Source organism: Paenibacillus sp. FSL H8-0548, from assembly GCF_038630985.1.
Taxonomy (GTDB): domain Bacteria; phylum Bacillota; class Bacilli; order Paenibacillales; family Paenibacillaceae; genus Pristimantibacillus.
This window is the reverse complement of sequence record NZ_CP152049.1, coordinates 6,703,584-6,720,337: the sequence shown is the minus strand read 5'-3', so window position 1 is coordinate 6,720,337 and position 16,754 is coordinate 6,703,584. Positions and strand designations below refer to the sequence as shown.

Annotated in this window: 26 protein-coding genes; all 26 read left to right on the top strand. The window is 44.2% G+C overall.

The genetic code is table 11. From position 1 onward, the window contains the following. Positions 1 to 80: 80 nt before the first annotated feature. The 26 genes from MHI37_RS28455 to rplR all read left to right on the top strand — a co-directional run bounded on the left by MHI37_RS28455 (position 81) and on the right by rplR (position 16,731). Positions 81 to 311, top strand: a complete 231-nt coding sequence (locus tag MHI37_RS28455) for a ribosomal L7Ae/L30e/S12e/Gadd45 family protein (RefSeq protein WP_076338908.1) — start codon at positions 81 to 83, stop codon at positions 309 to 311. A 255-nt stretch (positions 312 to 566) separates the two neighbouring features. Then, positions 567 to 989, top strand: a complete 423-nt coding sequence (gene rpsL / locus MHI37_RS28450; protein WP_076338938.1) for a 30S ribosomal protein S12 — start codon at positions 567 to 569, stop codon at positions 987 to 989. A 66-nt stretch (positions 990 to 1,055) separates the two neighbouring features. Continuing rightward, positions 1,056 to 1,526, top strand: coding sequence for a 30S ribosomal protein S7 (gene rpsG / locus MHI37_RS28445; protein WP_028609662.1), 471 nt, complete (start codon positions 1,056 to 1,058; stop codon positions 1,524 to 1,526). Positions 1,527 to 1,555: 29 nt separating this feature from the next. Beyond that, a complete protein-coding gene (gene fusA / locus MHI37_RS28440; RefSeq protein WP_076338907.1) occupies positions 1,556 to 3,631 on the top strand; it encodes an elongation factor G in 2,076 nt (691 codons plus the stop codon). A gap of 117 nt (positions 3,632 to 3,748) precedes the next feature. Next, a complete protein-coding gene (gene tuf / locus MHI37_RS28435) occupies positions 3,749 to 4,939 on the top strand; it encodes an elongation factor Tu (RefSeq protein ID WP_076338906.1) in 1,191 nt (396 codons plus the stop codon). Between the two features lie 303 nt (positions 4,940 to 5,242). Next, positions 5,243 to 6,289 carry an ABC transporter substrate-binding protein gene (locus MHI37_RS28430; RefSeq protein WP_076338905.1) on the top strand — a complete coding sequence of 349 codons (1,047 nt, stop codon included), beginning with the start codon at positions 5,243 to 5,245 and terminating at the stop codon, positions 6,287 to 6,289. Between the two features lie 97 nt (positions 6,290 to 6,386). Continuing rightward, a complete protein-coding gene (locus tag MHI37_RS28425; protein ID WP_076338904.1) occupies positions 6,387 to 7,301 on the top strand; it encodes an ABC transporter permease in 915 nt (304 codons plus the stop codon). Then, positions 7,301 to 8,095: an ABC transporter ATP-binding protein gene (locus MHI37_RS28420; RefSeq protein ID WP_076338903.1), complete on the top strand. Its 795-nt coding sequence runs from the start codon at positions 7,301 to 7,303 to the stop codon at positions 8,093 to 8,095. The genes MHI37_RS28425 and MHI37_RS28420 overlap by 1 nt, the downstream gene beginning before the upstream one ends. A 488-nt stretch (positions 8,096 to 8,583) precedes the next feature. After that, the gene (gene rpsJ, locus MHI37_RS28415) at positions 8,584 to 8,892 is read left to right on the top strand and encodes a 30S ribosomal protein S10 (protein ID WP_102715347.1); all 309 of its coding nucleotides are present in this window, start codon (positions 8,584 to 8,586) and stop codon (positions 8,890 to 8,892) included. 41 nt (positions 8,893 to 8,933) lie between these two features. Next, positions 8,934 to 9,557, top strand: a complete 624-nt coding sequence (gene rplC / locus MHI37_RS28410) for a 50S ribosomal protein L3 (RefSeq protein ID WP_076338901.1) — start codon at positions 8,934 to 8,936, stop codon at positions 9,555 to 9,557. 28 nt (positions 9,558 to 9,585) lie between these two features. Next, complete coding sequence (gene rplD, locus MHI37_RS28405) at positions 9,586 to 10,209, top strand: 50S ribosomal protein L4 (RefSeq protein WP_076338900.1); 624 nt, start codon at positions 9,586 to 9,588, stop codon at positions 10,207 to 10,209. After that, positions 10,209 to 10,502, top strand: a complete 294-nt coding sequence (gene rplW, locus MHI37_RS28400; protein ID WP_053373900.1) for a 50S ribosomal protein L23 — start codon at positions 10,209 to 10,211, stop codon at positions 10,500 to 10,502. Before rplD ends, rplW begins: the two co-directional genes overlap by 1 nt. 17 nt (positions 10,503 to 10,519) lie before the next feature. Further along, the gene (gene rplB, locus MHI37_RS28395; protein ID WP_076338899.1) at positions 10,520 to 11,350 is read left to right on the top strand and encodes a 50S ribosomal protein L2; all 831 of its coding nucleotides are present in this window, start codon (positions 10,520 to 10,522) and stop codon (positions 11,348 to 11,350) included. 67 nt (positions 11,351 to 11,417) lie between these two features. Continuing rightward, entirely contained in the window at positions 11,418 to 11,699 is a 282-nt protein-coding gene (gene rpsS / locus MHI37_RS28390) for a 30S ribosomal protein S19 (RefSeq protein ID WP_076338898.1), read from the top strand. A gap of 43 nt (positions 11,700 to 11,742) precedes the next feature. Further along, positions 11,743 to 12,078, top strand: a complete 336-nt coding sequence (rplV, locus tag MHI37_RS28385) for a 50S ribosomal protein L22 (RefSeq protein ID WP_076338897.1) — start codon at positions 11,743 to 11,745, stop codon at positions 12,076 to 12,078. Positions 12,079 to 12,091: 13 nt separating this feature from the next. Beyond that, complete coding sequence (gene rpsC / locus MHI37_RS28380) at positions 12,092 to 12,754, top strand: 30S ribosomal protein S3 (RefSeq protein WP_076338896.1); 663 nt, start codon at positions 12,092 to 12,094, stop codon at positions 12,752 to 12,754. Between the two features lie 2 nt (positions 12,755 to 12,756). After that, entirely contained in the window at positions 12,757 to 13,191 is a 435-nt protein-coding gene (gene rplP, locus MHI37_RS28375) for a 50S ribosomal protein L16 (RefSeq protein ID WP_054025320.1), read from the top strand. Continuing rightward, on the top strand, positions 13,181 to 13,381 hold the full coding sequence (gene rpmC, locus MHI37_RS28370) for a 50S ribosomal protein L29 (protein ID WP_053373905.1): 201 nt from the start codon (positions 13,181 to 13,183) through the stop codon (positions 13,379 to 13,381). Before rplP ends, rpmC begins: the two co-directional genes overlap by 11 nt. Before the next feature lie 51 nt (positions 13,382 to 13,432). Beyond that, on the top strand, positions 13,433 to 13,696 hold the full coding sequence (gene rpsQ, locus MHI37_RS28365) for a 30S ribosomal protein S17 (protein ID WP_076338895.1): 264 nt from the start codon (positions 13,433 to 13,435) through the stop codon (positions 13,694 to 13,696). Positions 13,697 to 13,743: 47 nt separating this feature from the next. Beyond that, positions 13,744 to 14,112, top strand: coding sequence for a 50S ribosomal protein L14 (gene rplN, locus MHI37_RS28360; protein ID WP_054025318.1), 369 nt, complete (start codon positions 13,744 to 13,746; stop codon positions 14,110 to 14,112). A 48-nt stretch (positions 14,113 to 14,160) separates the two neighbouring features. Then, on the top strand, positions 14,161 to 14,514 hold the full coding sequence (gene rplX / locus MHI37_RS28355) for a 50S ribosomal protein L24 (RefSeq protein ID WP_076338894.1): 354 nt from the start codon (positions 14,161 to 14,163) through the stop codon (positions 14,512 to 14,514). Positions 14,515 to 14,544: 30 nt separating this feature from the next. Continuing rightward, complete coding sequence (gene rplE, locus MHI37_RS28350; RefSeq protein WP_076338893.1) at positions 14,545 to 15,087, top strand: 50S ribosomal protein L5; 543 nt, start codon at positions 14,545 to 14,547, stop codon at positions 15,085 to 15,087. Between the two features lie 26 nt (positions 15,088 to 15,113). Then, the gene (locus MHI37_RS28345; RefSeq protein WP_037291562.1) at positions 15,114 to 15,299 is read left to right on the top strand and encodes a type Z 30S ribosomal protein S14; all 186 of its coding nucleotides are present in this window, start codon (positions 15,114 to 15,116) and stop codon (positions 15,297 to 15,299) included. Positions 15,300 to 15,329: 30 nt separating this feature from the next. Continuing rightward, the gene (rpsH, locus tag MHI37_RS28340; protein ID WP_076338892.1) at positions 15,330 to 15,728 is read left to right on the top strand and encodes a 30S ribosomal protein S8; all 399 of its coding nucleotides are present in this window, start codon (positions 15,330 to 15,332) and stop codon (positions 15,726 to 15,728) included. A gap of 31 nt (positions 15,729 to 15,759) precedes the next feature. Continuing rightward, a complete protein-coding gene (rplF, locus tag MHI37_RS28335) occupies positions 15,760 to 16,302 on the top strand; it encodes a 50S ribosomal protein L6 (RefSeq protein ID WP_076338891.1) in 543 nt (180 codons plus the stop codon). Between the two features lie 60 nt (positions 16,303 to 16,362). Beyond that, entirely contained in the window at positions 16,363 to 16,731 is a 369-nt protein-coding gene (gene rplR, locus MHI37_RS28330) for a 50S ribosomal protein L18 (RefSeq protein ID WP_076338890.1), read from the top strand. The last annotated feature ends 23 nt before the right edge of the window (positions 16,732 to 16,754 follow it).

The following is a 16,754-nucleotide window of genomic DNA, read 5'->3' as shown; positions in this document are numbered from 1 at the left end:
ACAAGCACAGTGTAGGTGTTAATATATCGAAGTGTGCCTAGTTGTGTGATCACTGAATGGAAGAATTGAAGGTGATTTTCATGCAATTCAGAGTCGGCGCAAAGCAGACAGCCAAGATGCTCGAGCACCAAAGAGCGATTGAAGTCTATGTTGCACGTGATGCAGATCCGCAGATGAAGGATAAGATTATTCATCTATGTGAGCGGGCGGGAGTTCCAATAAAATGGATCGATACGATGGAAGAACTAGGGGAAACCTGTGGAATCGATATCGGGGCCGCAATGGCAGCACTCGTAAACGAAGAAGAATAATGCAATAACTGTTTTTGTTGGTTGATTGTTTAACGATGATTAACTGGCGAGAATTTTTGTTTGTTCTTTAATGAACCGCCTGGATCTGTGGGCTTAAAATTAGGTAAAATGTCTACCATACATGCGTATACGGCTGTTGCCGACCTTTGGTGGAAAGAGTTCGTTTACGCGAATAAATACGAGCAGATTTATAAACGAAGCTTTATAAATTCTTGTATTTTCAAAAGACATGAATATAGGGAAGGGGGTGGCAACATGCCAACAATTAACCAACTAGTCCGTAAAGGACGCCAAGCGAAAGTCGTTAAATCGAAATCGCCGGCATTGCAAAAAGGTTTCAACGCATTGAAACGTGAAGCTACAAACATGAGCGCTCCTCAAAAACGTGGTGTGTGCACTCGTGTAGGTACTATGACTCCAAGGAAACCGAACTCCGCACTTCGTAAATATGCTCGTGTTCGTTTAACGAACCGTTTAGAGGTTACGGCTTACATTCCGGGTATCGGACACAACTTGCAAGAGCATAGCGTTGTTTTGATCCGTGGTGGTAAAGTAAAAGACTTAGCAGGAGTACGTTATCATATCGTTCGCGGCGCACTTGATACTGCGGGTGTTAACAACCGTATGCAAGCTCGTTCGAAATACGGTACAAAACGTCCTAAAGCTAAAAAATCATAAGTATAACCCTAACGGGTCATTGAAATGCTAGAAATAGCGACTATTAGAAGAAAGGGGGACTTTCTCATGCCACGCAAAGGTCCTGTAACAAAACGCGATGTACTTCCAGATCCGCTGTATAACAGCAAACTGGTAACTCGTCTAATTAACCGCATTATGCTTGATGGTAAAAGAGGCGTTGCACAAACGCTATTGTATGATGCTTTCAAACTGATTCAAGAACGCACGGGTAAAGATCCGATGGAAGTGTTCGAAGCAGCTTTGAAAAATATTATGCCAGTACTTGAGGTTAAAGCACGCCGTGTCGGCGGTGCAAACTATCAAGTGCCTATCGAAGTTAAACCAGAGCGCCGTACGGCACTTGGTCTTCGTTGGCTCGTGAACTACTCACGTAACCGCGGTGAGAAAACGATGGAAGAGCGTTTAGCTGCTGAAATCACAGATGCATCCAATAACACTGGCGCAGCTGTTAAGAAGCGCGAAGACACTCACAAAATGGCTGAAGCAAACAAAGCGTTTGCTCACTACCGCTGGTAGAATTTTCACATTCGAAAGGAGACAATTTTATGTCAAGAGAGTTCTCCTTGTATAATACACGTAACATCGGGATTATGGCGCATATCGATGCCGGTAAAACCACTACAACTGAACGGATCTTGTTCTTTACAGGCCGTACCCACAAAATCGGCGAGGTGCACGAAGGTGCAGCTACGATGGACTGGATGGAACAAGAACAAGAGCGCGGTATTACGATTACGTCTGCCGCGACTACCGCTCAATGGCATGGACACCGCATTAATATTATCGACACCCCGGGACACGTTGACTTCACTGTTGAAGTTGAACGTTCCCTACGCGTATTGGACGGGGCCGTTGGGGTTTTCAGTGCAAAAGAAGGCGTTGAGCCGCAGTCTGAAACTGTATGGCGTCAGGCTGACAGATACAACGTACCTCGGATTGCATATGTAAATAAAATGGATATCATTGGTGCAGACTATCTGAATGTTATTAAAGACATGCGTGAGCGTCTAGGTGCCAATGCTGTAGCAATTCAAATTCCTATCGGTGCTGAAGGCGACTTTAAAGGCGTTATCGATATCATCGAACGTGTAGCATATGTATACCAAGATGATAGCGGTAAAGACCCTCAAGAGCTTCCAGTTCCTGCGGAGTACGCCGACCAAGTCGAAGAGCTTCGTACGGAATTGATTGAGAAAGTAGCAGAATTGGATGAAGACTTAACGATGAAATATTTGGAAGGTGAAGAAATCACTATTCCAGAAATTAAAGCAGCACTCCGTAAAGGTGTTTGCGAAGTTAAAATCTTCCCAGTTGTTGCAGGCTCATCATACCGTAACAAAGGTGTTCAACCGATGCTGAATGCAGTTGTTGATTACTTGCCATCACCTCTAGATGTACCAGCTATTAAAGGTACTCTTGAAGATGGCGAAGAAGGTTCGCGTCCATCTTCGGATGATGCACCATTCGCAGCACTTGCTTTCAAAATCATGACTGACCCTTATGTTGGTAGATTGACTTTCTTCCGTGTGTATTCAGGCGTACTAAAATCCGGTTCGTATGTTCTTAACTCAACTAAGGGCAAACGTGAGCGTATTGGACGTATTCTACAAATGCACGCGAACAGCCGTCAAGAAATCACAGAAGTTTTTTCCGGCGATATCGCTGCAGCAGTTGGTCTTAAAGATACAACTACAGGCGATACTCTATGCGAAGAGAAAAATGTGATTATTCTTGAGTCCATGAACTTCCCTGAGCCAGTTATCTCGGTTGCTATCGAACCAAAAACGAAAGCTGACCAAGACAAACTAGGTATCGCGATCTCCAAACTTGCTGAGGAAGATCCAACTTTCCGTGCTCATACGGACGAAGAAACAAACCAAACGATCATTTCTGGTATGGGTGAGCTTCACCTTGAAATCCTCGTTGACCGTATGTTCCGTGAATTCAAAGTTGAGACAAACGTTGGTAAACCACAAGTTGCTTACCGTGAAACGTTCCGTCAAGCTGCGAAGGTTGAAGGTAAGTTCGTTCGTCAATCCGGTGGTAAAGGTCAATTCGGACATTGTTGGGTTGAGTTTTCACCACTTGAGCCAGGTTCAGGCTTTATATTCGAAAACAAAACAGTCGGCGGTTCAATTCCTCGTGAATTTATCGCTCCTATCCAGGCTGGTATTGAAGAGTCAATGAAGAACGGTGTAGTAGCCGGCTTCCCGCTCGTTGATGTCAAAGCTGTTGTTGTTGACGGATCCTATCATGATGTTGACTCCTCGGAGATGGCGTTTAAAATTGCAGGTTCGATGGCGCTTAAAGCTGCCAAAGAAAAATGTAAGCCAGTTCTTCTTGAGCCAATCATGAAGGTTGAAGTTACTGTTCCTGAAGAGTACATGGGCGATGTTATGGGTATGTTGAACTCCCGTCGTGGTCGTATCGAAGGTATGGATTCTCGTGCAGGTGCACAAATTATCCGCTCCAAGGTACCTCTCTCCGAGATGTTTGGATATTCCACAACACTACGTTCCGGTACACAAGGACGTGGCGTATTCTCTATGGAGCTTTCTCACTATGAAGAAGTTCCAAAATCGATCTCTGAAGAGATCATTGCTAAGCACAAAGGCGAGTAATCGCTTTTAGGCAATGCATTTAATATATGCTTTTGGCCGTCATTAAAGTTTGCTTGCAAATGGGATGCCGGCCCACACATAAAAAATTCCATGATATATTGAGGAGGCTCAAGTTCAATGGCTAAGGCTAAATTTGAACGTAACAAACCGCACGTTAATATCGGTACAATTGGTCACGTCGATCACGGTAAAACGACTTTGACTGCAGCTATCACAACAGTTCTTTCTAAAAGATACGGCGGTGCAGCAATTGCATTCGACCAAATCGATAAAGCTCCAGAAGAGCGCGAGCGCGGTATCACAATCTCAACATCACACGTTGAGTATGAAACTCCAGCTCGTCACTATGCACACGTTGACTGCCCAGGTCACGCCGACTATGTAAAAAACATGATTACTGGTGCTGCTCAAATGGACGGAGCTATTCTTGTAGTTTCCGCTACTGACGGTCCTATGCCACAAACTCGTGAGCATATCTTGCTTTCGAAACAAGTAGGCGTACCTTACATCGTTGTTTTCTTGAACAAATGCGACATGGTTGAAGACGAAGAGCTTCTTGAATTGGTAGAAATGGAAGTTCGTGACCTTCTTGCTGAGTATGAGTTCCCAGGCGACGACACTCCAATCATCCGTGGTTCAGCTCGTGAAGCACTTGCTAACCCTGATGGCGAGTGGGCTGACAAAATTATCGAGCTTTTCGAGCAAGTGGATACTTATATCCCAACTCCTGAGCGCGATACTGCTAAGCCTTTCCTTATGCCTGTCGAGGACGTATTCACAATCACTGGCCGTGGTACAGTTGCTACAGGTCGTGTTGAGCGTGGTATTATCAAAGTGGGCGACGAGATCGAAATTATCGGTCTTGCTGAAGAATCCCGTAAATCCGTAGTAACTGGCGTTGAAATGTTCCGCAAATTGCTTGACTCCGCTCAAGCTGGCGACAACGTAGGCGCATTGCTTCGTGGTGTAGACCGTAACAACATTGAGCGTGGACAAGTTTTGGCTAAACCGGGTTCGGTTAAACCACACACTAACTTCACTGCACAAATCTACGTTCTAACTAAAGAAGAGGGTGGCCGTCACAAGCCTTTCTTTACTGGCTACCGTCCACAGTTCTACTTCCGTACAACTGACGTAACAGGTATCATCAACCTTCCAGAAGGTACTGAAATGGTTATGCCTGGCGACAACATCACTGTAACGGTTGAGCTTATCGCTCCAATCGCTGTTGAAGAGGGAACTCGTTTCTCTATTCGTGAAGGCGGCCGTACTGTAGGCGCTGGCGCTGTAGCATCTATCCAAAAATAATTAATGGCGGCATATGCCGCTGTTATATAAGAAGCCCTCACTTAGGTGGGGGCTTTTCATATTTTAGGAGCTAAATAATGAATAGAGCTATTTACTTCATTTTACAAATAACTAATCATTGACTGTACGCGGCAAGCGCCTTTAATATTAGGGAATAGTAAATAGATGGTTGTCCATGTCTCCTAGGATCATACTGCTCCCATATAGACGCCGGCTTTACTAGAAAATAGTGATGATGCTCTTCTGGAAAAGAACTATCTCAAGATCAGCATGACAACTTACAAGAAAAGAGGGGTTAGAAAGATGAGTAAGAAATTATGGATCAGTATTGCTTTAGCTTCAGTTATGGTTGTAACGGCAGCGTGTGGTGCCAATACGGGGAAAGCGAATACGAACTCAGGTTCAGATGCATCAAATGCTAGCGGAGAGACTGAGAAGTCGTATACGATAGCTATTTCACAAATTGTTGAGCATCCATCCTTGGATGCCACGCGAGAAGGCTTTATCGCTGCTCTTAATGATGCAGGTATTGAAGAAGGAAAAAACCTAAAAATTGATTTTAACAATGCACAAGGCGATGCTACCAATATCAAAACTATTTCTCAAAAAATTGCTAACAGTAAAAGCGATCTCGCTCTAGGTATTGCTACTCCAACAGCTCAGGCACTTGCAGATGATGTAAAGAACATACCGGTATTGTTTGCAGCTGTAACAGATCCAATTGATGCAGGAATCGTAACGCAATTGGAAGCGCCAGGCGGCAATATTACAGGTGCTTCAGATACAAACCCGGATGCGATTAAGCAAACGATGGATTTTATCGCAACTCAAATTCCTAATGTGAAAAATGTAGGTCTGATTATTAATGAAGGCGAACAAAATGCAGTAGTTATGGGTGATATTGCTGAGACAGCATTAGAGAAACATGGCATTAAGCTGATCAAAGCTTCTATCGCCAATTCTTCGGATGTTAAACAAGCTGCTGATTCTTTGGTAGGCCGTGTAGATGCTATTTATATTACTTTGGACAATATGGTCGTTACAGGTGCGGATGCAATCATTGAAGTAGCTAATGCTAACGATATTCCTTTTTTCTCAGCTGATCGTGATACAGTAGAAAAAGGGGCATTTGCAGCAGTCGGCTTTAAATATTATGATCATGGCTATGAAGTTGGCCAAATGGCGGTAGAAATATTGAAAAATGGAAAAAATCCAGGCGAGATGGATGTAACCGTTCCTCAGAAGCTTGATTTCATTTTTAATATGAAAGCAGCTGCTGAACAAGGCATTACAGTAACAGATGACATGAAAGCTTTTGTTAAAGACCAAGCAAACAATATTATTGAGTAACTTTTGGTTAGATCGTTTAAAACTATAGGAATTAAGCATAAATGAGGGGGATCAGGCAACTGGTTCACCCTCTTGCTGTGAAAAGGAGGTATGTCATATGCTCGTATCGATGCAAGGAGCTGTAGAAAGCGGATTGTTGTATGCTCTGATGGCACTTGGAGTATACATCACGTTCCGAATACTTGATTTTCCGGATTTAACTGTCGACGGCAGCTTCACTACAGGTGCTGCAATTGGTTCTGTACTGACGGTGAACGGTACGGCACCTTGGCTTGCCGTGTTATGTGCATTTGCAGGCGGGGCGATAGCTGGTACTTGTACGGGCTTACTTCATACGAAGGGGAAAATCAATGGTCTCCTCTCGGGTATCATCATGATGATTGCTCTGTATTCCATAAACTTAAGAATTATGGGAAAACCGAACGTGTCCTTAAGAGGCAAGGAAAACTTGTTCGATAATGTTTCAACTCTCGTGATGATGATTATCTTCGTCATCATTGTTAAACTGATTCTCGATTTATTTTTCAGGACAGATATGGGCTTGAGCCTTCGGGCTACAGGTGATAACTCGCGTATGATTCGCAGCTTTGGTGCGAATACCGATATTACGACGATCTTTGGAATTGCTTTATCTAATGCGCTGGTGGCGACGTCAGGAGCACTCATTGCTCATTATCAGAAATATGCAGATAACAGCATGGGCATCGGGATGATCGTTATCGGCTTGGCATCCGTTATTATTGGAGAAGCTATTTTTGGTTCGCGTTCGATTTTCAGAGCTACTTTAGCAGTTATTCTTGGCTCAATTATATATCGTATTATTTATGCATTTGCGCTGCGAATAGAATGGCTCGATGCTTCAGATATGAAGCTGATTACAGCTGTTATTATTATTTTCGCATTAGTCGTTCCTTCTACGCGTAGAGCTTGGAAACAGAAGAATACGGCACGCAAGCGTACAGCTGAAATGCTGGCAACTCTAGATAAGGCTCATACAGGAGGTGGACGCTGATGTTGGAAATTGCCAAGGTGTCCAAGCTGTTTAATCCAGGCACTGTGGATGAGAAAACAGCTCTTGTGGGAGCAAATCTTATCATGAAGCCAGGCGATTTTATTACGGTGATCGGAAGCAACGGTGCTGGTAAATCTACCTTAATGAATATTATTTCTGGCGTAATGAAGCCAGATGCGGGTGAAGTTCGGATTGATGGGCAAAATATAAGCAATCTTACCGAATATGAGCGCAGTCGTTGGATTGGTCGTGTGTTTCAGGACCCTATGGCTGGTACAGCGCCGAGGATGTCGATAGAGGAGAATTTAGCGATAGCTTATTCACGCGGAAAAAAACGCGGCTTCTCCTTAGGCGTAACACGTGCTAAACGTTCTATTTTTAAAAATGAGCTTCAGCGCTTGGGTATCGGCCTTGAGAACCGTTTAAGCGCGAAGGTCGGTATGCTGTCAGGCGGAGAGAGACAAGCGCTTAGCTTGCTTATGGCAACCTTTACGAGACCGCAAATTTTGCTGCTTGATGAGCATACGGCTGCACTTGATCCTGCAAGAGCGGAATTAATAACAGCTTTAACTGAAACACTCGTTAGAGAAATGAATTTAACAACGTTAATGGTCACTCATAACATGGAGCAGGCGATCCGACTGGGCAATCGACTCATCATGATGGATAAGGGACGAATTATTCTTGATGTGCCGGAAGAACGCAAGAAGGATCTAACTGTCGCACAGCTTCTTGGTGAGTTTGAACTTATTAGTGGGAAAAAGCTAGCTGATGATCGGATAGTGCTCGGCTAAAACAAGAACCATCATTTCCGTCTTCATGCGGTGATGATGGTTCTTTCTTATCGTCGTATAGGATGGAGATTAATTCGTTTATTCTATCGAGCGTTACTTGCGAAAAAAACATTACTTTTGTTTGGCGTTATTTGGTGGTATTCTTTCAGCAATCATTTGTTTATAATCATGAAGTGCCCATTTTATCCGTTATTATAATCGGTAAGTAATGAAAGCTTGTAATAAGGGACATAATGGGTGCTATGCGCAAATTGGGCTGGACAAGGCAATCCATAGATACATTTCGCGCGAAAAATGCTATTTTAAAAGAACGTAAATAATATGTTGCAATTGCCTATAATCTTAGGTATAATATTGACTGTTGGTCTGACGTTGCGATGATGTGAGAGGTTGCCGACACACCCGGCCCCTTTGCCATGGGGCATGTGCCAGGGTTTTCTCACGGAGTATGTCCGATAATAAATTGGGCGATAGAAGGAGGGACTTATATGGCAAAGCAAAAGATTCGTATCCGCTTAAAAGCATACGATCATAGAATTCTTGATCAATCCGCTGAGAAAATTGTTGAAACTGCAAAACGTTCGGGTGCAAGCGTGTCCGGGCCGATTCCGTTACCTACGGAAAAGCAAATCATCACCGTTCTCCGTGCGGTACACAAGTACAAGGATTCCAGGGAGCAATTCGAACAACGCACTCATAAGCGTCTAATCGATATTGTTAACCCAACGCCGCAAACGGTTGATGCGTTGATGCGCTTGGATTTACCATCCGGTGTAGATATCGAAATCAAACTGTAATACAAGCATATGCGATTATAGGAAGGAAATGAGGTGTCAACATGAAAGGTATCTTAGGAAAAAAACTTGGTATGACTCAAGTGTTTACTGCTGAAGGTAACGTTATTCCGGTAACTGTTATCGAAGCTGGACCTTGCGTAGTACTACAGAAGAAAGACCAAGAGAATGACGGTTACGAAGCTGTTCAATTCGGTTTCTCCGATAAGAAGGAGAGCAGATCGAACAAGCCAGAAGCTGGTCATGCTAAAAAAGCAAATGCAACACCTAAGCGCTACGTTCGTGAAATTCGCGGAATTAATCTAGGTGATTATGAAGTTGGCCAAGAAGTTAAAGCTGACCTATTCACAGAGGGCGAATTCGTTGACGTAACAGGTATTTCAAAAGGTAAAGGCTTTGCCGGCGTTATCAAACGTTGGGGACAAAGCACGGGTCCTATGTCTCACGGTTCCCGTTACCACCGTGGACCAGGTTCGATGGGTTCTATCCAAGCGAACCGTGTACCGAAAGGCAAACGCCTTCCAGGACATATGGGTCACGAAACCATTACGATTCAAAAACTTGAAGTTATCCGTGTAGATGTAGAACGTAACGTTCTTCTAATAAAAGGTTCGATTCCGGGCCCTAAAAACGGATTTGTAAAAGTGAAACAAACCGTTAAGAACTAATCGCTTTTTAAGAAAGGAGGAACAGGAAATGCCTAAAGTAACAGTATATAACGTGAGCGGCGCGCAAGTGGGCGAGCTTGAACTGGCTGAAACGGTATTCGGTATTCAACCAAATGTTCATGTCCTGCACAGTGCTGTTGTTAATCAACAAGCATCTGAACGCTTCGGTAATCACAAAACTAAAGGACGCTCCGAAGTACGCGGTGGCGGTCGTAAACCTTGGAAACAAAAAGGTACTGGCCGTGCTCGTCAAGGTAGCATTCGCTCCCCGCAATGGGTTGGCGGCGGTACAGTATTTGGACCGACTCCACGCTCTTACGGATTCAAGCTTCCTAAGAAAGTTCGTCGTCTAGCTATTAAATCGGCATTGTCTTCGAAAGTGATTGCAAACGAGATTATCGTTTTGGATCAACTGACACTAGCAACGCCTAAGACGAAAGAATTTGCAGCAATCCTTAGCAACCTTAAAGTTGGCCGCAAAGCTCTTGTAGTAACGGCTAATTATGAAGATAATGTAGCTTTGTCTGCTCGTAACATCCCAGGTGTGAAGTTCGTTGCAGCTGACGGCATTAATGTTCTGGATGTATTGGTGCATGACAATCTTATCATCACTAAAGAAGCAGTAGAGAAAGTACAGGAGGTGCTTGCGTAATGAAAAATCCACGCGATATTATCAAGCGCCCGGTTATCACGGAACGTACGTCCGATTACATGGTTGATAAGAAGTATGTGTTCGAAGTTGATCTTCGTTCAAACAAAACTGAAATCAAACTTGCAATTGAGCAAATCTTTAAAGTAAAAGTAACCGGCGTTAACACAATGCGTGTTGCGGGTAAACCAAAACGTTATGGTAAACATAGCGGATACAGACCGGATTGGAAAAAAGCGATCGTTCAATTGAGCGCTGACAGCAAAGAACTTGAATTCTTTGAAACGTCTGTTTAGAAAAGGAGGAAATCGAAGTGCCAATTAAAAAGTACAAACCGACATCTCCAGCTCGTCGTAACATGTCCGTCTCGACTTTCGAAGAGATCACGACAAGCACACCGGAGAAATCGTTGCTTGCTCCGCTTTTCAAAAAAGCTGGACGTAACAACCAAGGTAAAATTACGGTTCGTCACCACGGCGGCGGACACAAACGTAAATACCGTATTATTGACTTCAAACGTACTAAAGATGGTATCGTTGGTAACGTAGCGACGATCGAATACGATCCGAACCGTTCATCCAACATCGCTTTGATCCATTACTTAGATGGTGAGAAAGCATACATCATTGCTCCAAAAGGTTTGAAAGTTGGAGACAAAATCACTTCTGGTGTTGGATCCGATATTAAAACTGGTAACGCGTTGCCGCTTGTGAATATCCCTGTCGGTACAGTTATCCACAACATCGAATTGAAACCAGGCAAAGGCGGACAACTTGTTCGTGCAGCTGGTACAAGTGCACAACTTCTTGGTAAAGAAGAGAACTATGTATCCGTTCGTTTGAACTCTGGTGAAGTTCGTCGTATTTTGAACACTTGCCGCGCAACAATCGGTTCTGTTGGTAACGAGGATCACGAACTTGTGAAAATCGGTAAAGCCGGCCGTAACCGTTGGTTAGGCAATCGTCCAACTGTACGTGGTGTTGTCATGAACCCTAACGATCACCCACACGGTGGTGGTGAAGGCCGTGCTCCAATCGGACGCAAATCGCCTATGTCTCCTTGGGGTAAACCAACACTTGGATTCAAAACGCGCAAAAAGAAAAAAGCATCGAGCCAATACATTATTCGTCGTCGCACGAAATAATAGCTGCTTGATACAACCTGCGTGATACGAAAGTATCGCTACCGCTTATTTGAAGGGAGGAACACAAATGGGTCGCAGTTTAAAGAAAGGTCCGTTTATCGACGGTTACCTGCTTAAAAAAGTCGAGGTATTGAACGAGACTGAGAAAAAAGTCGTTATCAAAACCTGGTCCCGCCGCTCGACCATTTTTCCACAATTCATCGGTCACACGTTTGGGGTATATGACGGTCGTAAGCACGTGCCGGTATATGTAACGGAAGATATGGTTGGACACAAGCTTGGTGAATTCGCGCCAACTCGTACGTATAAAGGCCATGCTGGTGAAGACAAAAAAACGGGCAGACGTTAATTTGCCCTTAAACATCTTTATGTGAATGAGAGGAGGTTCCTACATGCCAGAAGCTAAAGCGCACGCTAGATATATTCGTATTGCTCCTCGTAAAGCACAACTCGTTGCGGATTTGATTCGCGGTAAACAAGTTGGCGAAGCAATCGCTATTCTGCGTCACACGCCTAAGTCTGCATCTCCGATTTTGGAGAAGCTGCTAAACTCTGCCATTGCTAATGCTGAGCACAATTATCAGCTTGACGTAAATAAATTGGTTATATCGCAAGCCTTCGTAAACCAAGGGCCAACGATGAAACGTTTCCGTCCTCGTGCGATGGGTCGCGCAAGCCGGATCAATAAAAGAACCAGCCACATTACCTTGGTGGTATCTGAAAAATAAGGAGGGATTACGTGTGGGTCAAAAGGTAAATCCAATAGGCTTCCGGGTCGGAGTTATCCGTGATTGGGAGTCCAAATGGTTCGCGGGCAAAGATTTCGGCGATCTTCTTATGGAAGACGTTAGAATCCGTGAATATTTGAAAAACAAGCTGAAAGACGCAGCTGTTTCTCACATCGAGATCGAACGTGCAGCTAACCGCGTGAACGTAACGATTCAAACTGCTAAACCAGGTATGGTTATTGGTAAAGGCGGTTCCGAAGTGGAAAACCTTCGTACTGAGCTTGGTAAAATCACTAAAGGTAAAAAAGTACACATCAATATCTCTGAAATTAAATACGCAGATCTTGACGCTATTCTTGTAGCTGAAAGCATCGCACAACAACTTGAGCGTCGTGTATCTTTCCGTCGCGCATTGAAGCAAGCAATTCAACGCTCCATGCGTTCAGGTGCTAAAGGGATCAAAACCGCAGTTAGCGGACGTCTCGGCGGCGCGGAAATCGCACGTTCGGAAGGCTATAGCGAAGGAACAGTACCTCTTCATACACTACGCGCTGATATCGATTACGGCACGGCTGAAGCGGCTACAACATACGGCCTAATCGGCGTGAAAGTATGGATCTATCGCGGCGAAGTCCTTCCGGTTAAGAAGAAAGCTCCCCAGGAAGGAGGCAACTAATCATGTTGGTACCTAAACGTGTTAAACACCGTAAACAACAACGCGGTCATATGAAGGGTCGCGCTAAAGGCGGCACTACTGTAGCATTTGGTGAATATGGTCTACAAGCTCTTGAACCATCATGGATCACTAACCGTCAGATCGAAGCGGCTCGTATTGCAATGACTCGCTACATCAAACGTGGTGGTAAAGTATGGATCAAAATTTTCCCTGCAAAACCAATTACTCAAAAGCCTCTTGAAGTGCGTATGGGTAGTGGTAAAGGTAACGTTGAGAAATGGGTAGCCGTAGTTAAACCAGGTAAAATCCTGTTTGAACTTGCTGGTGTATCCGAAGAAACCGCTCGTGAAGCGATGCGTCTTGCGGCTCATAAATTGCCAATCAAGACTAAATTCGTGAAGCGTGAAGAAGTGGGTGGTGAAGCAAATGAAAGCTAGTGAATTTAGAAACCTAACCTCTGCTGAGCTTGAACAACAGGTCGCTGGTTTTAAAGAAGAGCTTTTCAATCTTCGTTTCCAACTGGCTACTGGCCAATTAGATAACCCGACTCGAATCCGTGATGTGCGTAAAGGAATTGCTCGTGCTAAAACGATTTTGCGTGAAAGAGAACTCGGAATTAGCAGCTAGTATTAACCCTTACAAGAATGCATAACCACGGCTGGAGGAAGGAGGAAGAACATGAGCGAACGCAATGCCCGTAAAGTTTTAATTGGCAAAGTGGTAAGCGACAAGATGGACAAAACAATCGTAGTTGCCATTGAAACATACAAAAAACACGATTTGTACCATAAACGCATTAAAGTTACGAAAAAATTTAAAGCGCATGATGAAAACAACCAATCTAAAATTGGCGACATCGTGAAAATCATGGAGACTCGTCCGCTATCGAAAGACAAACGCTTCAGACTTGTAGAAGTTGTTGAAGTTGCTGTCATTATCTAATGAGCGTATGCAGTATCTGAGCATTTTTCCGAAAGGAGGACGTTGAAATGATTCAACCATTTTCGCGCTTAGCAGTTGCTGACAACTCTGGCGCAAAACAATTGATGTGTATCCGTGTACTTGGTGGAACGGGACGTCGCGTTGGACACATCGGCGATTTGATCGTTTGCTCAGTAAAACAAGCAACACCAGGCGGCGTTGTCAAAAAGGGTGACGTTGTTAAAGCGGTTATCGTTCGTACTAAGCGTTCGGTTCGTCGTAAAGACGGTTCGTATATCGCTTTTGATGAAAACGCAGCTGTAATTGTGAAAGAAGATAAAAGCCCACGTGGTACTCGTATCTTTGGACCAGTTGCCCGCGAGCTTCGCGATAAAGATTTCATGAAAATCGTATCGCTAGCACCAGAAGTAATCTAATAAACCTATATATTAGCTTGAAGCACAAGCGTGCAGGAGGTGTAACTCATGCCAAGGCTGAAAAAAGTACTCGAATCTCATAACAACAAATTGCACGTGAAAAAAGACGACGTGGTTATCGTCATTACCGGTAAAGACAAAGGTAAGAAAGGCCGCGTTATCGCTGCGTACCCGCGTGAAAATCGCGTTCTCGTAGAAGGTGTCAACAATGTTAAGAAACATACTCGTCCATCGCAAGCTAATCCACAGGGCGGTATTATCGAACAAGAAGCGCCAATTCACGTATCAAACGTTATGCATATCGATCCGAAAAGCGGTAAAGTAACACGTATCGGATATAAAGTGCTAGACAACGGCAAGAAAGTTCGGATCGCGAAACGTTCCGGAGAAGTAATCGACTAATCGTTACGGTAGGAAGGAGGTCCATGATCAATGGCAGCAAGATTAAAAGGTCGTTTCTTAAACGAAATTACTCCTGCTCTTATGCAGAAGTTCAACTATACGTCTGTAATGCAAGTGCCGAAAATTGAGAAGGTAGTTATCAACATGGGGGTAGGCGAAGCGGTTTCCAATTCGAAAATCCTTGATGTAGCAGTTGAAGAGCTACGTACCATTTCCGGTCAAAAACCAGTCGTTACTCGTGCGAAGAAGTCTATTGCAGGCTTTAAGCTTCGTGAGAACATGCCAATCGGGGTTAAGGTTACATTGCGCGGCGAGCGTATGTATCACTTCCTTGATAAACTAATTAATATTTCCCTACCGCGTGTACGTGACTTCCGCGGTGTATCGAACAAAGCATTTGATGGCCGTGGCAACTATACGCTTGGCTTGAAAGAGCAATTGATATTCCCAGAGATCGAGTACGACAAAGTCGATAAAGTGCGCGGTATGGACATCGTCATCGTCACGACGGCAAAAACGGACGAAGAATCTCGTGAACTGCTGACCCAAATGGGCATGCCGTTTACGAAGTAATCCACTTTTAGGAGGTGTAATACCCAGTGGCAAAAACTTCGATGAAAGTGAAGCAACAACGCACTCCGAAATTTAAAGTGCGTGCATATACGCGCTGTGAGCGTTGCGGCCGTCCGCATTCTGTTTTGCAAAAGTTTAAAATTTGCCGGATTTGTTTCCGTGAGTTAGCACATAAGGGCCAGATTCCTGGCGTTAAAAAAGCAAGCTGGTAATCAGCCTAGTTTGGGAAGGAGGTTAACACAATGGTTATGTCTGATCCGGTTGCAGATATGTTGACACGCATTCGTAATGCGAATGTTGTTCGTCACGAGACCGTGGAAATGCCCGCTTCGAAAATGAAGAAGCAAATCGCTGAGATTTTGAAGCGCGAGGGTTTTATCCGCGACGCTGAATATATCGAAGACAACAAACAAGGGATTATCCGTATTTTCTTGAAATACGGCCCTAACCAAGAACGCGTTATTACTGGCTTGAAACGTATTTCAAAACCAGGCCTTCGCGTTTATACACAATCAACTGAAATCCCCCGTGTACTCGGTGGACTTGGAATTGCAATTATTTCCACTTCCAAAGGGATTATGACCGATAAAGAAGCTCGTCAGGTTAAATCCGGCGGCGAAGTAGTTTGCTACATTTGGTAAGAAACAAGTCACAAAGATAGGAGGTGTAACAATGTCCCGTATTGGTCGCAAACCAATCCAAGTGCCTAATGGCGTAACAATCAGCTTGGACAACACAGTTATAACTGTAAAAGGACCGAAAGGAACACTTTCCCGTGAAATTCATAAAGAAATGAACGTGAATGTAACGGAAACTGAAATCCTAGTAGAACGTCCTTCCGATAATAAATTGCATCGCTCGTTGCACGGAACAACTCGCAGCGTCATCGCTAACATGGTGAGCGGCGTAACAGAAGGCTTCTCCAAAAACTTGGAGCTTGTCGGCGTAGGTTACCGTGCAAACAAAGCTGGTGACAAAGTAGTTCTTAACGTTGGTTACTCTCACCCAGTTGAGATTACACCAGAAAACGGCATCGAGTTCGACGTACCTGCAAACACTAAGATTACTGTTCGCGGTATTGATAAAGAGCTTGTTGGTGCAACTGCAGCAAAAATTCGTTCCGTACGTGAGCCAGAACCGTATAAAGGTAAAGGTATCAAGTATGAAGGCGAACGTATCATCCGTAAAGAAGGTAAGGCTGGTAAGAAAAAATAAGCAGACCGTCGGTTTGCTTAAGATAGCGTCTTAAGGCTGAAAGAAAGGAGTGAACTTTGTATGATTACGAAAGGCGACAAAAACAAGGCTCGTCTGAAAAGACACCTTCGTGTTCGTAAAAAAATTAACGGTACAGTTGCACGTCCGCGTCTATCTGTATTCCGTTCCTCCAAGCATATTTATGCTCAATTGATCGACGATGTTTCAGGCGTAACAATCGTTTCCGCGTCCACACAGGACAAAGAATTGGTTGAAGCAATTGGCAACGGTGGCAACATCGATGCAGCTAGCAAAGTCGGAGAATTGATTGCGAAACGCGCTCAAGCTAAGGGTGTAACCCAAGTAGTATTTGACCGCGGCGGTTACTTGTATCACGGCAGAATTCAGGCACTTGCTACAGCAGCTCGTGAAGCTGGCCTAGAATTCTAATCGACTTTATCAATAAGGAGGTT

Coding starts and splice junctions, on each gene's coding strand:
- MHI37_RS28455 (WP_076338908.1), top strand. CDS start 81: ATGCAATTCAGAGTCGGCGCAAAGCAGACAGCCAAGATGCTCGAGCAC.
- rpsL (WP_076338938.1), top strand. CDS start 567: ATGCCAACAATTAACCAACTAGTCCGTAAAGGACGCCAAGCGAAAGTC.
- rpsG (WP_028609662.1), top strand. CDS start 1,056: ATGCCACGCAAAGGTCCTGTAACAAAACGCGATGTACTTCCAGATCCG.
- fusA (WP_076338907.1), top strand. CDS start 1,556: ATGTCAAGAGAGTTCTCCTTGTATAATACACGTAACATCGGGATTATG.
- tuf (WP_076338906.1), top strand. CDS start 3,749: ATGGCTAAGGCTAAATTTGAACGTAACAAACCGCACGTTAATATCGGT.
- MHI37_RS28430 (WP_076338905.1), top strand. CDS start 5,243: ATGAGTAAGAAATTATGGATCAGTATTGCTTTAGCTTCAGTTATGGTT.
- MHI37_RS28425 (WP_076338904.1), top strand. CDS start 6,387: ATGCTCGTATCGATGCAAGGAGCTGTAGAAAGCGGATTGTTGTATGCT.
- MHI37_RS28420 (WP_076338903.1), top strand. CDS start 7,301: ATGTTGGAAATTGCCAAGGTGTCCAAGCTGTTTAATCCAGGCACTGTG.
- rpsJ (WP_102715347.1), top strand. CDS start 8,584: ATGGCAAAGCAAAAGATTCGTATCCGCTTAAAAGCATACGATCATAGA.
- rplC (WP_076338901.1), top strand. CDS start 8,934: ATGAAAGGTATCTTAGGAAAAAAACTTGGTATGACTCAAGTGTTTACT.
- rplD (WP_076338900.1), top strand. CDS start 9,586: ATGCCTAAAGTAACAGTATATAACGTGAGCGGCGCGCAAGTGGGCGAG.
- rplW (WP_053373900.1), top strand. CDS start 10,209: ATGAAAAATCCACGCGATATTATCAAGCGCCCGGTTATCACGGAACGT.
- rpsS (WP_076338898.1), top strand. CDS start 11,418: ATGGGTCGCAGTTTAAAGAAAGGTCCGTTTATCGACGGTTACCTGCTT.
- rplV (WP_076338897.1), top strand. CDS start 11,743: ATGCCAGAAGCTAAAGCGCACGCTAGATATATTCGTATTGCTCCTCGT.
- rplP (WP_054025320.1), top strand. CDS start 12,757: ATGTTGGTACCTAAACGTGTTAAACACCGTAAACAACAACGCGGTCAT.
- rpmC (WP_053373905.1), top strand. CDS start 13,181: ATGAAAGCTAGTGAATTTAGAAACCTAACCTCTGCTGAGCTTGAACAA.
- rpsQ (WP_076338895.1), top strand. CDS start 13,433: ATGAGCGAACGCAATGCCCGTAAAGTTTTAATTGGCAAAGTGGTAAGC.
- rplN (WP_054025318.1), top strand. CDS start 13,744: ATGATTCAACCATTTTCGCGCTTAGCAGTTGCTGACAACTCTGGCGCA.
- rplX (WP_076338894.1), top strand. CDS start 14,161: ATGCCAAGGCTGAAAAAAGTACTCGAATCTCATAACAACAAATTGCAC.
- rplE (WP_076338893.1), top strand. CDS start 14,545: ATGGCAGCAAGATTAAAAGGTCGTTTCTTAAACGAAATTACTCCTGCT.
- rpsH (WP_076338892.1), top strand. CDS start 15,330: ATGGTTATGTCTGATCCGGTTGCAGATATGTTGACACGCATTCGTAAT.
- rplF (WP_076338891.1), top strand. CDS start 15,760: ATGTCCCGTATTGGTCGCAAACCAATCCAAGTGCCTAATGGCGTAACA.
- rplR (WP_076338890.1), top strand. CDS start 16,363: ATGATTACGAAAGGCGACAAAAACAAGGCTCGTCTGAAAAGACACCTT.